Genomic DNA, 16,188 nt, shown 5'->3' with positions numbered 1-16,188 from the left:
CATGCATATTCTGCACAACCAAATGATCCGGATGCGTGACGGCATCCACCTGGCCACTGACATCTATGTGCCGGAGGACAGCAATGGGCCGTTTCCGGTGGTGATCGAGCGCACGCCCTACGACAAGAGCAAACCTTCCCGCTCGGAAAAACAGCTCGACGGCCAACACATCTCCCGTGAGCAAATGGCCGCACGGTTTACCGAGCAAGGCTTTGTCGCAATTTTCCAGGACTGCCGTGGACGGTACGCCTCCGAAGGCACATTCACCAAATACACCGCCGAGGGCGAAGACGGTTTCGACACCCTGGCCTGGATCATCCAACAGCCCTGGTGCAACGGCAAGATCGGCAGTATGGGCTTGTCTTATGCTGCCCACACACAACTGGCGATGGCTTGCCTGCCCCCGCCGGGCCTGAGCAGCATGGTGCTCGACAGCGGCGGCTTCGCCAACGCCTACCATTGCGGGATTCGCCAGGGCGGCGCCTTCGAACTCAAGCAGGCCACCTGGGCCTTTCGCCAGGCCAAGGAAAGCCCTGCTGCCCTGGCCGACCCGTTGGTTCGTGAAGCGCTGGAACAGGAAGATATTTATCAGTGGTTCACGCGTATGCCATGGCAACCCGGGCAATCGCCCCTGCGCCATGTGCCGGAATACGAAGCCTATGTGTTGGAGCAATGGGCTCAGGGCACCTTCGGTGAGTATTGGCAAAAGTCTGGCCTCTATGCCGAAGGTCACTACGCACAACTGCCCGATATCCCGGTGCTGTTCATGTCCAGTTGGTACGACGCCTACGTCAGTTCGACCCTGGCCAATTACCGCGCCTTCACACTCCAAGGTACGGCCAGCCAACGACTGGTGATGGGCCCGTGGCTGCACGGCGACCGTAATATCAGCCACAGCGGCGATGTGGAATTCGGCCCGCAAGCCGCCTTTGACGGCCAGGTCGATCAGGATTGGCTCAGTTGCCGACTGGCCTGGTTCGAGCAATCCCTCAAGCCGTCGCCGCGAACCACAACGGCCAGCGTACAGGTGTTTCTGATGGGGGGCGGCAGCGGTAACCGCGACGAAAACGGACGCCTGCACCATGGCGGCCGCTGGCTGCACACCACGCAATGGCCGCTGCCCGGCAGCCAAACACTGACCCTCTATCTGAATGCACACAGGCAGTTGAGCCACACGGCACCTGTCGAGGCTGACGCCCACTTGAGTTACCGCGCCGACCCGGCCCACCCGGTCCCGACCATCGGCGGCGCGCTAACCTCCGGTGCCCCCGTGTTTGTCGGCGGAGCCTTCGATCAACGGGAGCGCCTCGATTTTTTCGGCACCCAAGGGGACAACCGTCCCCTGGCCCAGCGCGATGACGTGCTGGTGTTCCAGACCGAGCCGCTCGACGACGACCTGATCGTCGCCGGTGACGTGCAGATCGAGCTGTGGATCGACAGCGATGCACCCGACACCGACTTCACCGCCAAACTGGTGGACGTGTACCCGCCCAGCGCCGACTACCCCGAGGGCTTTGCGATGAACATCACCGACGGCATCCGTCGCTGCCGTTATCGCGACTCATGGGAACAACCGACGGCCCTGACGCCGGGTGAGCGAGTGAAAGTGCTGATCGAGCCTTTCGCCACCTGCAACCTGTTCAAGCGCGGCCATCGGTTGCGCCTGGACATCGCCAGCAGCAATTTCCCGCGCTTTGACGTCAACCCCAACAGCGGCGAGCCTTCAGGCCAGGCCAGCCACCCTCGGGTTGCCCACAATAATGTGCACCTGAGCCACGCCGCCGCCTCCTGCCTCAGGCTTACCGTGGTGCCCAACACGGCGGAGTCCTGAGCGCATCGGATCGCCATTGCTGCACGGTAATGGCGACCCTTCGTCACCCCGCAAGAAAAGTACTTCAGAATCATCCTTTGCCGCCGATACAGCCCTACACATCTTGGCTGGCTCAAACAACAACACACCGTCCAGCAGACAGACATCACTCTTCAAGGAGCTTTCGATGAACAGCTGGTTCGGTAACATCAGCGTCAATCTCAAACTCGGCCTGGGCTTTGGCCTGGTGCTGGTCCTCACCTCGATCCTGGCGCTCACCGGCTGGACCAGCCTGGGCGGCCTGATCGACCGCAGCAACTGGATGAGCGACATCACCCAGCTCAACGCCTCGCTGACCAAGCTGCGGATCGTACGCCTGCAATACATGCTGGCCAATGGCGACGAAGCCGTGGCGCAGAATGTGCAGACCAGCCTGGATGCCTTCGCAGCTCAACAACAGAAATTGCTGGACAGCTTCAAGAGCCCGGAAAACCTCAAACTGCTCAATGACCAGAAAGCCGTCATCACTGCTTACCGCCAGTCCCTGAACAAAATGCGCGAGGCCTACCGCAATGGCAACGCTGCGCGCGACGTCATGGGCGCCAAAGCCGATGTCGCCAACGCACAAATCAATGCACTGGAAACCAGTGTGCAGCAGGCGCCCGATAGCCCGGAGCGCTTCACGCAATTTCTGGCCGTGACCCAAGCCAAGAATGAGTTCCAGCAAGCTCGCTACGAAGTGCGCGGCTATACCAATAGCCCCAACGCAGAAACCGAAGCCCGCGCTGCTGCGCAACTGGAAAAAGCCGTCGGCGGTTTGAAGGGCCTTAGCGCGGCGTTCGGTACCGGCCAGCAAAACGCATTGTCCGCACTGGAAGCCGCCCTCGGTGCCTATCGCAGCGCCGTGCAGAGCTACAAGGCAGCCAACGCCAACATCGTCACCGCCCGCGCCGAAATGACCACCCAGGGCGCCGATATCGTGACGATCAGCGACAAGCTGTACGACATCCAACTGGAACGTCGCGACGCTGAAAGCACCCAGGCCCGCAGCCTGCAATTGATCAGCACCTTGTTGGCACTGCTGGTCGGCGTGATTGCCGCCTGGGTCATCACCCGTCAGATCACCCGCCCGATCCAGGACACCCTGGCGGTGGTGGAGCGCATCGCTTCAGGCGACTTGAGCCACAACATCCAGGTGACCCGTCGTGATGAGCTGGGCGTATTGCAACAAGGCATCCAGCGCATGGGCACGACCCTGCGCGAGTTGATCAGCGGCATCCGCGATGGCGTGACCCAGATCGCCAGCGCCGCTGAGGAGCTATCAGCCGTGACCGAGCAAACCAGCGCCGGTGTGAACAGCCAGAAGATCGAGACCGATCAGGTGGCCACCGCCATGCATGAAATGACCGCTACCGTGCAGGAAGTTGCGCGCAATGCCGAGCAGGCGTCCCAAGCCGCCTCCGACGCCGACGGCCAGGCCCGCGAAGGCGACAAGGTGGTGGCCGAAGCTATCGCCCAGATCGAACGCCTGGCGGCCGAAGTCGCCCGCTCCACCGACGCCATGACGCACCTGCAACAAGAGAGCAACAAGATCGGCAGCGTGATGGACGTGATCAAGGCCGTGGCCGAACAGACCAACCTGCTGGCCCTCAACGCCGCCATTGAAGCCGCGCGTGCCGGTGAAGCCGGCCGTGGCTTTGCCGTGGTCGCCGACGAAGTACGCGGCCTGGCCCAGCGTACACAGAAATCCACCGAGGAAATCGAAGGCCTGGTGGCCGGCTTGCAGAACGGCACCCAACAAGTCGCCAGCGTGATGAACAACAGCCGCAGCCTCACCGACAGCAGCGTCGAACTGACGCGCAAGGCCGGGGTATCCCTGGAAAACATCACCCGTACGGTGTCGAATATCCAGTCGATGAACCAGCAGATTGCCGCGGCCGCCGAGCAGCAGAGCGCCGTAGCGGAAGAGATCAGCCGCAGTATCGTGAATGTGCGGGACGTGTCCGAGCAGACCGCGACTGCCAGTGATGAGACGGCCAAGTCGAGTGTGGAACTGGCTCGATTGGGTAGCCAGTTGCAGCAGATGGTCAGTCATTTCCGGGTGTAGACACCAAAAAGCCGCCTCGATCTAGACCGAGGCGGCTCCACCTCTCAGACCTTAACGGTCATCGAAGCTGTCCCGCAGGAACTTCCATACGTGATACGCACGCAGGCAGTTCACTACGAGGTTCCATGTACGTCGTGCAAACTTAGACATACTCGGCCCTCCGTGAGTTGGGCCTTACCTCCAGCGCACTTACCGGAACATGTGGGCCTTTGGATGCACACCAGTGCTCCTGTGAGGCGGCGGGGTTTATGGTCCTCCCGCGTGAATCCGGCACGGATTACTAGCCCGTGGCGGGCGGTCCAAAATTTGCGCGCGAACCCAGCCAACCTACTTCACGACGAACACAGAACGAGGGCGATACTAGCTCAGCACTCTGCTCCAAGGTGTAACGAACAACGGCCAGCTAGCCTTAAAATCTGTTGCTGTTTTTTGCAAAGTTAAACAACACAAAAGATCAATGCTGCCGTGAAAAACTCTTGTTCGTCTGGTGTTGCATAACGCCCTAAAGCAGCAGTAGTATTGTGACCACGCCAGTGCTCCTGTGAAGCCGCAACCCCAGCCACTAACTGGGTTTGCAAAAAAAACCGCCCTATCAAGGCGGTTTTTTATTGCCTGCCATTTGCCACTTAGCCCTCGCTGTCCTCGACAAACACCAAGCGATTCCCGAACGGATCCCGGATGCTCATTTCCCGCGATCCCCAAGGCGTTTCCTCGACCCCAGGCTTGGCATAGCGGTAATCCTTGCCGAGCAATTGCTGCTGGTACGCATCCACCCTTTGCGCCTGGATCCGCACCGCCGCGCCCGGCGAAGCATCGCCATGGTGCTCGGACAAATGCAACACGCACTCACCCAGCGACACTTGCAGGTACAACGGGAAATTCGCCTCGAACCGATGCTGCCAATCGACCTTGAACCCCAGGAAGTCGACGTAGAATTCCAACGCTTTGGTCTCGTCGAAAATCCGCAGGATGGGGGTGACTTTTCCTAAGTGCATGGCGACCGCTCCGTGTATGAGAACGCCCACTATAAAGACGAAAAGCCGCCACGCAAATCCCCACTGCGCGCCAGGAATCGCCCTGGCCGCTGGCCGTTGGCCTGCCCATTGCTGTAGCTCAGTACGCCGTTAACCCACACACCGTCGATCCCTTCCGCTGCACGTTGCGGTGTGTTGAAATCTGCCACATCACGCACCCGCAACGGGTCGAACAACACCAGGTCGGCCCAGTACCCTTCGCGGATTTCGCCACGCTCGGATAAGCCAAAGCGCGCTGCCGACAGACCAGTCATCTTGTGCACCGCCGTGTGCAACGGGAACAAGCCGACATCGCGGCTGAAGTGCCCCAGCACCCGCGGGAACGCCCCCCACAAGCGCGGGTGGGGAAACGGATCTTCGGGCAAACCATCGGAGCCCACCATCGACAACGGATGGGCGAGGATGCGCCGCACATCGTCTTCGTCCATCCCGTAGTACACCGCTCCCGCCGGTTGCAGGCGACGGGCAGCGTCCATTAGCGAAACGCCCCACTCGGCAGCGATAGCCTGCAGATCCCGCCCACCCATTTCGGGGTGCGGCGTCGACCAGGTGATGGTGATGCGAAACGCGTCGGTCACCTGCTTGAGATCCAGGGTCGAGGAGCTGGCGGCATAGGGATAGCAATCACAGCCCACCGGATGGTTTTTTGCCGCAGCTTCCAGGGCCGCCAACAACTGCGGACTACGCCCCCAGTTACCGGCACCAGCGCATTTAAGGTGGGAAATAATCACCGGCACCCTGGCATGTCGGCCGATCAGAAACGCCTCATCCATTGCCTCCAGCACCGGCTCGAACTCGCTGCGTAAATGCGTGGTGTACACCGCACCATAGGCCGTCAGTTCCTCAACGAGTTGCAACACTTCATCGGTCTCGGCGTTGAATGCGCTGGCGTAGGCCAGGCCTGTGGATAACCCCAGGGCACCGGCCTCCAGGCTCTCTTGCAACTGCACGCGCATGGCCGCGATTTCATACGGTGTGGCGGTGCGATGCAGGTCATCCATATGGTTGCTGCGCAGCGCGGTGTGGCCGATCAATGCCGCAACGTTCACTGCCGGATGGGCGCCTTGCACTGCGTTGCGATAATCGCTGAACCGCGGATAACAGAACTGCTCACGGCTGCCCAACAAGTTCATTGGGTCTGGCGGGTCACTGCGCAAACTCACCGGCGAAGCGCTGATGCCACAGTTGCCGACAATCACCGTGGTCACGCCCTGGCTGAGCTTGGGCAGCATCTGCGGCTGGCGGATCACCACCGTGTCATCGTGGGTGTGCACATCGATAAAGCCCGGCGCCAATACCCGGCCATGCGCATCGATGACATGCGCGGCCTCGTCGGCGGACAGGTCACCCATCGCCTGGATGCGCCCACCGCGCACGCCCACATCGGCGACAAACCCTTCGGTGTTGCTGCCATCAATGACCAGCGCCTGGCGAATCAGCGTGTCGTATTTCATATCAGTCTCCAAGCGGCAGGCTGTCAGGGCCGCCGCGGTAATCATCCAGGGCCAGCTTGATCCGGCGCAGGCGTTCCTGATTGTCGTCCGGCAAGGCCAGCGCCAGCTCGGTGGCAAGCAGGTCGATGGCCAGTAACATGCCGTATCGGGCGGCGGTGGGTTTGTAGATAAAGCTGGTCTCCGCCGGTTGCAGCGGCAGCAACACATCCGCCAGTTCGGCCAGGGGTGAGTCCGCGAGGGTGAGGGCAATAATCCGCGCGTCGTAGTTGCGCGCCAGCTTCACCACATCCAGTAATTCGGGCGTACGGCCGGTGAGGGAACAGACAAGCAAGGCATGTTGCGGGCCCAGGGTCGCGGCCGTGACGCGCATCATCACCGGGTCATGGCAGGCGGCAATCGGGTAGCCCAGACGCACCAGGCGCACTTGCAGTTCATCACTGCACAGGCTGGAGGGGCCGCCCATGCCGAACGCGTGAATCATCCGCGCCTTGCTCAGCAAAGTGACCGCGTCGGCAAAGCTGTGCTGGTTGAAACCTGACAAATGCTGGCGCAACGTCGCTTCGATATCGCCCAGGATTTGCCGATGAAAGGCCGACTGTTCCGGCAGCCCCGCCGGGTCCAGGAAGCGACTGCCCACGCCACTGGCCTGGGCCAGTTGCAGGCGCAAATCGCGCAAGTCACGGCAGCCGACGCTGCGGGCAAAACGCGACAAGGTCGCGGTGCTGACCTCGGCCCGCTGAGACAACGCCTCCAGGCTGGCCGAGGCGGCAAAGCCCACATCCTCAAGCATCAACTTGGCGATACGCCCTTCGCCGGCGCTGAACGAGTCCTGGCGGGCGCGGATCTGGTAGAGGATGTCCATGGAGGCTCCGGTTAGAGGGTCAGGCTCATAAAACCAGTGACAGGCCGTAGGTCAGACCGAAGGCGACCAGCGAAATCAGGGTCTCCAGTACGGTCCAGGTCTTGAAGGTCTGGATCACCGTCATATTGAAGTATTCCTTGATCAGCCAGAAGCCGCCGTCGTTAACGTGAGAAAAAATCACCGAGCCCGCGCCGGTCGCCAGCACCAGCAATTCGGGGTGTGGATAACCCAGGCCCAAAGCAACGGGCGCGACCACCCCGGATGCAGTGGTCATGGCAACGGTGGCCGAGCCCGTGGCGATGCGCATCAACGCAGCGAACAGCCAGCCCATCACCAGCGGCGACAAGTGGAACGCGTGGGCCAGGCCGAGGATTTCATTGGTCACACCGGCGTCCACCAGAATGCGATTCAAACCACCGCCCGCGCCCACCAGCAAGGTGATACTGGCGGTCGGCGCCAGGCATTCGTTGGTGAACTTGAGAATCGACTCCCGGTTGAAGCCCTGGGCCAGGCCCAGGGTCCAGAAACTCACCAGGGTCGCCACCAGCAGGGCGATCACCGAATTGCCGATAAACAGCAGGAACTGATTGAAACCACTGCCCGGGGTGGAAATCACATTGGCCCAGCCGCCGATCATCATCAGTACCACCGGCAACAGGATGGTGCCCATGGTCAGTGCAAAACTGGGCAGGCGAGTACGCGGTTCGCGCTCGATAAACTCGCGCTCCAGCGGGTTCTCGGCCGGCAGGTGAATATGCGGCACGATGAACTTGGCGTAGACGGGGCCGGCGATGATCGCCGTGGGGATACCGATCAAAATCGCATACAGCACCGTCTGTCCGACCGAGGCGTTGTAGGCCAGCACCGCCATCATCGCCGCCGGATGCGGTGGCACCAGCGCGTGCACCACCGACAAGCCGGCGACCATCGGCAGGCCGACCATCAGGATCGATACGCCCACGCGCCGCGCCACGGTAAAGGCAATCGGCACCAGCAGCACAAAGCCGACCTCGAAAAACAGCGGCAGCCCCACCAGGAACGCAATGCACACCATCGCCCAGTGGGCGTTGCGTTCACCGAAGCGGTTGATCAGCGTACGCGCCACCTGCTCGGCGCCACCCGACTCGGCCATCATCTTGCCGAGCATGGTGCCCAGCGCCACCACCAGGGCGATATGCCCCAGGGTTTTACCGACGCCCGCCTCATACGACCCCATGATCGTGTCCGCCGGCATTCCGGCCATCAGCGCGAGGCCGATGGACACCAGCGTAATGACGATAAACGGGTTGAGTCGGTAACGTGCAATCAGAACGATCAATGCAATGATGGCAATGGCAGCGTATGCCAGTAGCCCGAAGCCCGGTAATGCGGCCATGCGGTACTCCTCGGAAAGGGTCACGTCGAATTGGTTGTGAAACTCATAAATCATTACCGAGGAGTATTTTCAATTTTCATGAAAGTAATTTTCGCCCACGGACAAGCGTTGTCGCATGGAGATATGTCCAGCGCCAGCCCATGAAAATACGGGGGATGTTCTTACATGAAGATCAGGAATGCCGGAAACTCAAGCGCCGCCCTTGAGTCATAGAATGCGCATCCACTCATGCTCAGGAAACCGCCCATGATTCGCACCACACTCGCCGCCAGCGCCCTGCTTCTCTGCTTGGGCGGCACAGCGTATGCCGCCGACAATGCCGCGTTGAAAAAATGCATGGACAGCGCCAATACCACGGCAGACATGGTCAATTGCAACGCCAAACAAGCCAAGGTGCAGGACGAGCGCTTGAACCGCGCCTACAAGACCGCCCTCGCCGCCCAGGACGGCGCGCACAAGCAGCAACTGCAAGACGTGCAGCGCCTGTGGATCAAATACCGCGATGCCAACTGCGCCTTCGCCGGCAGCGCCACTGGCGGCACCATTGATCAGGTCAACGGCTCCGGCTGCGTGCTGGACATGACCCAGACCCGCGCCCAGGAGCTTGAAGACCTGGTAGGCCCCTGACTGCTGGAGCCGGTCTATTGTGGCGAGGGAGCTTGCTCAGTCATGGTGAACCCTGGCGCGCTTGAGCAGCTTCTTGCAGCGCTCGGATAAATGCAGCACCCGCAGATGCTTACCGGCCTTGGCATAGCGCTCGCGCAACGTCATCAGCGCAGCGATCGCCGAATAGTCGACAACACTCAGGTGGCGGCAATCCAGCGTCACCTGGGCCGGGTCATTGGCCGGGTCGAATTGGTTCAAGAACGGCGTGGTCGAGGCGAAGAACAAGGTGCCATGCACCCGGTAAAGCTTGCTGCCGTCGGCCTCCAGATGTTCATCGGCGTACAGCTCTCGCGCCTGCTGCCAGGCAAAATTCAACGCGGCGATGACGATACCGCACAGCACCGCGGTGGCCAGATCCGTGAACACGGTGATGATCGTCACCGCCATGATCACCAGCACATCATTGAGCGGCACCTTGTTGATCACCCGCAACGAGGCCCAGGCGAAGGTCTGCTGCGACACTACAAACATCACGCCCACCAGCGCCGCCAGCGGAATACGCTCAATCAGCGGTGACAGAAACAGAATGAACAGCAGGATCATCACACCGGCAAACACCCCTGAGAAACGCCCGCGCCCGCCGGAGCTGAGGTTGATCACGGTTTGCCCGATCATCGCGCAACCGCCCATGCCGCCAAACAGGCCCGAGACCATATTAGCTGCGCCCAGCGCCACGCTTTCGCGGTCGGGGTAGCCTCGGGTTTCGGTGATTTCGTCGGTGAGGTTGAGGGTCAGCAGGGTTTCCAGCAGGCCGACCATCGCCATCAGGAACGCGTAGGGCGCGATGATGCCGAGAGTGTCGAAGGTCCAGGGGATTTGCGGCAGGGCGAAGGTCGGCAAGCCACCGGCGATATGCGCCATATCGCCCAGCGTACGGGTCGGCAGACCAAGCAGGTACACCGCCAGACCAACGCCAAGGATCGCCACCAACGCGGGCGGCACAACTCGGGTCAGGCGTGGCAGCAGGTAGACAATCGCCATGGTCACCACAACCAGGCCCGCCATCACATATAAGGGCGTGCCGCTTAGCCAGCGTTGGCCGCTCTTGAAATGTTCCAGTTGCGCCAGCGCAATGATGATCGCCAGGCCGTTGACGAAACCGAGCATCACCGAGTGCGGCACCATGCGCACCAGCTTGCCCAGGCGCAGCAGGCCGAAGGCGACCATGATCAACCCGCCCAACAGTACTGTCGCCAGCAAATACTCCACACCGTGTTGCACCACCAGCGCAACAATCACCACCGCCATCGAGCCGGCTGCGCCCGAGACCATGCCCGGGCGGCCACCGAACAAGGCTGTGAGGGTGCAGATGATAAAGGCGCCGTAGAGCCCCATCAGCGGGTTGAGGTGGGCCACCAGGGCAAAGGCGATGCATTCGGGCAGCAGCGCAAAAGACGTGGTGAGGCCGGCCAGGGCGTCGGCGCGCAGACGGGTGAGGTTCATGGAGTACCGGGGAATTGCGAGGGATGAGGCGAGGAATGGTACGGAATTGCGGCGAGTGGGGCTAGCCTCCAGAACTGAGTGGCCCCAATCGGGAGCAAGCCCCCTCCCACACTTGAATGCATTCCAAAGTTGGAATTCGGTCAAATGTGGGAGGGGGCTTGCTCCCGATAGCTACACCCAGGTCTCAAGCCAACATCAGACCATCTCGTTGCGAATCCACTCCACCACCGACGTACGCTTGGGCACCCAGCCCAGCAGTTCGCGAGCGTGCTTGCCGCGTACGCGACTGTTGGAGCCCAACCCGTAGTTGGCCATTTCATAGCCCCACTCGGCTTCAGCCTCGGCCAACGGCCAATCCTGCGGTTCGCCCAGGTTCAGCGTCTGGGCAATCGCCGTAGTCATGTCGATAAACGCCGCTTCGCTGCTTTCCACAAAGTAGAAAGTACCCGGGACGTTTTTGGTCAGTGCCAGCAGATACAGGGCGACCACATCCTCAATGTGCACGTTGGACCAGATGTTCTGCCCGCTGCCCACATGGCGCACTACACCGCTCTTGCGTGCCTGCTTGAGCAAGCGTGGCAATTGCACGCTGTCACGCTTCACGCCCAGGCTGTGGCCGTAGATCAGGGTGTTGCAGATCACCGCCGAATTCACACCGTCACTGGCCGCCGCGAGGATCAGGTTGTCGATCGCCACCCGCGCGGCTTTGTCGACGGTCGGCTCAGGCAGGTTGCCTTCGAAGTAGATGACTTCACTGGCCTTGCCGCCCGACGCATCACCGACAATGCTCGACCCGCTGGTATGCAGGAACGGCTTGTTCGAGCCTTTCAAGGCGGCCAGCAAGGTTTCCACGGCGGCGCGATGGTCGCTGCTGGCAGCGTTGATCACCGCATCGGCCTTCTGTGCCTGCTCGGTCAATACGGCTGCGTCGTCGAGGGTGCCGATCACCGGCGTAATGCCCAGGGCGGTCATTTCGGCGGCTTGTTCGGCGCTGCGCACCAGGCCGGTGACGTCATGGCCAGCGTTGACCAGGCCGGTGGCGATGGAACCGCCGATAAACCCTGCTGCACCGGTAACGAATACATTCATGGAGGTTGCTCCTGACTGGGTAAGTGATGCACCCAGTATCCAGCCCCCACTGCTGTCGAATAAGCCCGTACGGCCCAATTCACTCTTGCGTGCAAGTCACGAATCAGCGCGCATACCGCGCCAGCTTGGCCTGAATGAAGTCCAGGAAGCACTGAATGCGCAGCGCCAATTGCGAGTTGCGATAGAACACCGCGTGGATCGGCTGGCGATAACCGCTGTTGGACGCCTCCAGCATGGGCACCAGGCGGCCGGCATCGATATCGTCGACCGTCATGAAATTCGACAGGCAACAAATACCCTGCCCCTGCAGCGCCAACTGGCGCACAGTTTCGCCACTGGATGCGCTGACACTGGGCTGGATCAGCCAGCGGTCACCTTCGCCATGACGCAGCGGCCAGTGGTTGAGGGTCTCGGTGTGAGTGAAGCCCAGCAAGGTGTGATCGGCCAACTCGGCAACGGTCGTCGGCGTGCCGTATTGCTTGAGGTAGTCGGGGCTGGCCAGGATATGCAGCGGCGTGCTGCCCAGGGAGCGCGCATGAAGGGTCGAGTCGGCCAGGGTGCCAATGCGAATGGCGATGTCGGTACTTTGCTCAAGCAGGTCGATGATCAAGTCGTCGCTGTTGAGCTCCAACTGGATATCCGGGTACAAGCGGCGAAACTCGGCGATGTACGGCACGATCCCGTGCAGCATGAACGGTACTGCGGCATTGATACGCAGGCGGCCGGCCGGTTTTTTCTGGCGCGACGACAGGCGCTCTTCCAGCTCGTCCATCTGCGCCAGGATCACCTTGGCCTGCTCGAAGAAGTACTTGCCCTCTTCAGTCAGGTCCATGCGTCGCGTGGTGCGGTTGATCAGCGTGGTGTCGAGCTTGGCTTCCAGGCGCGACAGCGTGCGGCTGACCGCAGACGGCGTTTGCCCGACCTTTTCGGCGGCGGCAGAAATCGAGCCGCATTCAATCACGCTGACGAAGATCTGTAGCTCATCGGAACGGGCTTTCACGGGCGGTCCTTCATTTATCGGCTGACACAGGCACGGTCATTATTAACCAGCCAGCAACAAATGGCCTCCCAACAACGCCATGCCCGTGAAAAACCCACGCTTGAACCACAGCGCACTGATGCGTCGGCGAACCACTTGGCCCAGCCACATCCCCAGCAATGCCGGCACCAGCGCCAACACTGACGCACCGATTTCACCACCGCCCAGCGCTCCGCGCCAGGCCAGCCCGGCGGCCAGCGCCAGTGTCGACACCGTGAACGACAGCCCCAGCGCCTGCACCAACTGATCACGGCTCAAGCCCAGCGCTTGCAGATACGGCACCGCAGGGATCACGAAAACACCGGTGGCCGAGGTGATGATGCCGGTGATCAGCCCACACAAGGGCCCCAGCCAGCGCTCGGTCCGGGGCGCGACCTTGAAGGTCGGCAGGAACAAGCCGCTCAACGCATATACCAGCAACGCCGCACCCAACGCGCGGACCACCCACGGCCCACCGTCCATGCCCAGCCACACGGAGCCTAGCCCGGTGCCGCAGAAAATAAGCAACAGCATCGGCCACAGGCGTTTGAGCAAGGCACTCAAATGACCGCCAAACGTTAGCTGCCAGAGGTTGGTGATAGTCGAAGGAATGATCAGCAACGCCGCAGCCTGCGCCGGTAACATAGCCAGGCCGAGCATGCCCATGGCTACAGTGGGCAGGCCAAGGCCGATGATGCCTTTGACCGTACCGGCCAGCAGGAAGGTAGTGATGACCAACGCTGTCAGGGCTGGACCGAGGTTTTGGTAGAACGCTAGGAAGGTATTCATGCACCGATTGTGCAGGGCTGGAGAGAGGCTGAAAATTCGCCATATACTGAGGCAGCCTCTTGTTTTTTGTGAGGCTGATGCCGTCATCGCAGGCAAGCCAGCTCCCACATTTTGAACTGTGAATACATCCAAGTGTGGGAGCTGGCTTGCCTGCGATGACGCCCGCCCAGTCACCGGAAACCTGCAGCCATGCACTTTGACCTGATCGACCTGCGCCTCTATCTGCACATCCTCGACAGCGGCAATATCACTGCCGGTGCAGCCCGTAGTCATTTATCCCTGGCGGCCGCCAGCGCACGCATCCGGGCAATGGAGTCTTCACTGGGCATCGCGTTTCTTGAGCGTGGCCGCCGTGGCGTCACCACAACGCCGGCGGGCAAAGCCCTGGCTCGGCACGCTCGCCTGCTGTTGCAACAGGCCGAACACCTGCAACAGGACCTGGCCGAATACGCCAATGGCGTCAAAGGCCAGGTACGCTTGCTGTGCAATACCACTGCCCTTAGCGAGTACCTGCCTGAATTGCTCGCACACTTTTTGCGCGAGCACCCCAACCTCGATATCGACTTGCAAGAATTGCCCAGCCTGCGCATCACCCACGCCTTGCGCCAGGGCACTGCCGACCTGGGGATTATTTCCGATGCCGTGGACACCCACGGCTTGCAGACCCTGGCGTTTCGCGATGATCCGCTGGTGCTGATCATGCCCCTGGACCACCCGTTGACCCGCCCGAGTTTTATCGACAGCTTGCAATACGACTACGTGGGCCTGGCGGCCAACAGCGCGCTGGCGGTTTATCTGGAAGAGCAGGCACTGCACACAGGCTTTCGCTTGCAGACACGCATTCGCGCCGACGGTTTTAATGGGTTGATTCGCATGGTCGCCGGCGGCGCGGGTCTGGGCATCGTGCCGCAGGCAGCCTTGGAGCGCTGGCCGTCAGAACGCCGTTTCAAGGCCCACCCCCTGCAAGAGGAGTGGGCCTGTCGCTCGTTGCTGTTATGCGCACGCTCGTTCGAGCAACTGCCGGGTTACGCCAGGGCTTTGTTCGACGCCTTGGCCCTGCCCTTGCGGAAGAACCCGTAATACACCGCCGACAGAATCAACAGGAACGGCACGCCGAATACCAAGGTCATCTTGAACGCTTCGGTGAAATAGGTGGTGATCATTACCGCCCCCATCAGCACCAACCCCAGCAGCGTACTGTAGGGAAACAGGCGCAACTGGAACGACAACTTCGCCCCGCCATGGCGCTTGCGATAGCGGCGAAAGAACAGGTGCGTAAGGAAGATCATGAACCAGGTGAAGATCGCGCCAAACATCGAGATCGCCATCATCAGGGTGAATGAGCTTTCCGGGTACACCACATTCAAAAGAGTCGCCAGGGCAATGCCCGAGCTGGACAGCAACAGGGCGTTCAGCGGGATGCCATTCTTGCTCAAGGCGCCCATGGACTTGGGCGCAAAGCCTGCGCGAGACAGGCTGAACATCATGCGCGTGGTGATATAGAGCTGGCTGTTCATGGCCGACAGCGCCGCGATCAGGATCACGAAATTCATCACCCCGGTGGCGCCGGGAATGCCGATGGTCTGCATCACCGTGACAAACGGGCTCTGGGCCTGGCCGGCCTGGTTCCACGGCACGATGGCGAGCATCAGCGCCAGGGTCAGCAGGTAGAACACCACCAGCCGCACGATGGTAGCGCGGAAGGCTTTCTTCACCGCCTGCTCCGGGTCGGCGGCTTCACCGGCGGCCACGGCGATCATCTCGACGCTTAAGTAACTGAAGATCGACACGATCACCGCGATCCACATGCCACTCAAGCCATGGGGAAAAAAGCCCTCGTGGGCCGTGTAGTTCTGCACACCGTACTGCGGGTTGCCGGAACCGAACACCACATACACCGCCAGGATGATGAAGCCGACAATGGCGCTGATCTTGATGGTCGAGAACCAGTATTCGAAGTTGCCGAAGGTCTTCACGCTGATCGCATTGAGCACAATCAATACACTGGAAAACGATACGATCCATACCCATTCCGGCACATTGGCGAACCAGTACTTCATGTACATCGCCACCGCTGTGACCTCGGCCCCCACCGCCAGCACAATCGCCGCCCAATAGGCATACCGCACCAGGAACCCGGCCAGCGGGCTGATGTAGAACTCGGCATAGGCGCCAAAGGAGCCGGAGGTGGAATGGGCCACCGTCATCTCCGCCAGGCAGCCCATCAGCAGCAAGGTGATCAAGGCGCCGATGGCATAGCTCACCAGCACGCTGGGCCCGGCATAGCCGATGGCGTAGGCGCTGCCCATGAACAGCCCGGTGCCGATGGCGCCACCGATAGCGATCATGCTCATCTGGCCGGAAGTGAGCTGGCGCCTGAGGCCCAGTTCGCGGTGGGTGATTTCTGCAAAGCCGTTGTCTGGCGTGGTCACTGGAGTGCCCCTTTATTATTGTGATGGTTGCTGCTGGCGGTGAATCCTGTGGGAGGGGGCTTGCTCCCGATAGCAGTGTGTCAGTCACTGATATGTCAACTGACACACC

At 61.1% G+C, this 16,188-nt stretch carries 13 protein-coding genes; 4 read left to right on the top strand and 9 right to left on the bottom strand.

Annotated elements, in window-relative coordinates; genetic code table 11:
- Position 1: 1 nt before the first annotated feature.
- Both E4O98_RS26345 and E4O98_RS26340 read left to right on the top strand, forming a co-directional pair.
- Positions 2 to 1,831 (top strand): CocE/NonD family hydrolase, encoded by a 1,830-nt coding sequence (locus tag E4O98_RS26345; protein ID WP_248136700.1) that lies wholly within the window; start codon positions 2 to 4, stop codon positions 1,829 to 1,831.
- Positions 1,832 to 1,997: 166 nt separating this feature from the next.
- The gene (locus tag E4O98_RS26340; RefSeq protein WP_032879524.1) at positions 1,998 to 3,917 is read left to right on the top strand and encodes a methyl-accepting chemotaxis protein; all 1,920 of its coding nucleotides are present in this window, start codon (positions 1,998 to 2,000) and stop codon (positions 3,915 to 3,917) included.
- Positions 3,918 to 4,543: 626 nt separating this feature from the next.
- Here the strand turns inward: E4O98_RS26340 and E4O98_RS26335 are convergent.
- Genes E4O98_RS26335 through E4O98_RS26320 form a run of 4 tightly spaced genes read right to left on the bottom strand, consistent with a single transcriptional unit; the run spans position 4,544 to position 8,642 of the window.
- Positions 4,544 to 4,912, bottom strand: a complete 369-nt coding sequence (locus tag E4O98_RS26335) for a glyoxalase superfamily protein (RefSeq protein ID WP_032879523.1) — start codon at positions 4,910 to 4,912, stop codon at positions 4,544 to 4,546.
- A 29-nt stretch (positions 4,913 to 4,941) separates the two neighbouring features.
- Positions 4,942 to 6,405 carry a D-aminoacylase gene (locus E4O98_RS26330; RefSeq protein ID WP_248136698.1) on the bottom strand — a complete coding sequence of 488 codons (1,464 nt, stop codon included), beginning with the start codon at positions 6,403 to 6,405 and terminating at the stop codon, positions 4,942 to 4,944.
- A 1-nt stretch (position 6,406) separates the two neighbouring features.
- Positions 6,407 to 7,267, bottom strand: coding sequence for a MurR/RpiR family transcriptional regulator (locus E4O98_RS26325; RefSeq protein ID WP_248136696.1), 861 nt, complete (start codon positions 7,265 to 7,267; stop codon positions 6,407 to 6,409).
- Between the two features lie 25 nt (positions 7,268 to 7,292).
- A complete protein-coding gene (locus E4O98_RS26320) occupies positions 7,293 to 8,642 on the bottom strand; it encodes a gluconate:H+ symporter (RefSeq protein WP_248136694.1) in 1,350 nt (449 codons plus the stop codon).
- Positions 8,643 to 8,888: 246 nt separating this feature from the next.
- Here E4O98_RS26320 and E4O98_RS26315 point away from each other — a divergent pair, with 246 nt between their 5' ends.
- On the top strand, positions 8,889 to 9,269 hold the full coding sequence (locus E4O98_RS26315; RefSeq protein WP_032803711.1) for a lysozyme inhibitor LprI family protein: 381 nt from the start codon (positions 8,889 to 8,891) through the stop codon (positions 9,267 to 9,269).
- Positions 9,270 to 9,305: 36 nt separating this feature from the next.
- On the opposite strand, the gene E4O98_RS26310 is transcribed toward E4O98_RS26315, so the two are convergent.
- From E4O98_RS26310 to E4O98_RS26295, 4 genes are all read right to left on the bottom strand, one after another.
- On the bottom strand, positions 9,306 to 10,751 hold the full coding sequence (locus E4O98_RS26310; RefSeq protein WP_248136693.1) for a SulP family inorganic anion transporter: 1,446 nt from the start codon (positions 10,749 to 10,751) through the stop codon (positions 9,306 to 9,308).
- A 195-nt stretch (positions 10,752 to 10,946) separates the two neighbouring features.
- Entirely contained in the window at positions 10,947 to 11,840 is an 894-nt protein-coding gene (locus E4O98_RS26305) for an NAD-dependent epimerase/dehydratase family protein (protein ID WP_032879516.1), read from the bottom strand.
- Between the two features lie 103 nt (positions 11,841 to 11,943).
- A complete protein-coding gene (locus E4O98_RS26300) occupies positions 11,944 to 12,840 on the bottom strand; it encodes a LysR family transcriptional regulator (protein ID WP_223017926.1) in 897 nt (298 codons plus the stop codon).
- A gap of 42 nt (positions 12,841 to 12,882) precedes the next feature.
- Positions 12,883 to 13,647 carry a sulfite exporter TauE/SafE family protein gene (locus tag E4O98_RS26295; RefSeq protein ID WP_078822290.1) on the bottom strand — a complete coding sequence of 255 codons (765 nt, stop codon included), beginning with the start codon at positions 13,645 to 13,647 and terminating at the stop codon, positions 12,883 to 12,885.
- Between the two features lie 189 nt (positions 13,648 to 13,836).
- On the opposite strand from E4O98_RS26295, the gene E4O98_RS26290 reads away from it, so the two are divergent.
- On the top strand, positions 13,837 to 14,727 hold the full coding sequence (locus tag E4O98_RS26290; RefSeq protein ID WP_248136691.1) for a LysR substrate-binding domain-containing protein: 891 nt from the start codon (positions 13,837 to 13,839) through the stop codon (positions 14,725 to 14,727).
- Here the strand turns inward: E4O98_RS26290 and E4O98_RS26285 are convergent.
- Positions 14,673 to 16,079, bottom strand: a complete 1,407-nt coding sequence (locus tag E4O98_RS26285; protein ID WP_248136689.1) for an amino acid permease — start codon at positions 16,077 to 16,079, stop codon at positions 14,673 to 14,675. The two genes, E4O98_RS26290 and E4O98_RS26285, sit on opposite strands and share 55 nt — an antisense overlap.
- Positions 16,080 to 16,188: the final 109 nt, after the last annotated feature.

This window comes from Pseudomonas sp. W2Jun17, from assembly GCF_023127795.1.
GTDB lineage: Bacteria > Pseudomonadota > Gammaproteobacteria > Pseudomonadales > Pseudomonadaceae > Aquipseudomonas > Aquipseudomonas synxantha_A.
This window is presented reverse-complemented; position numbering and strand designations above follow the sequence as displayed.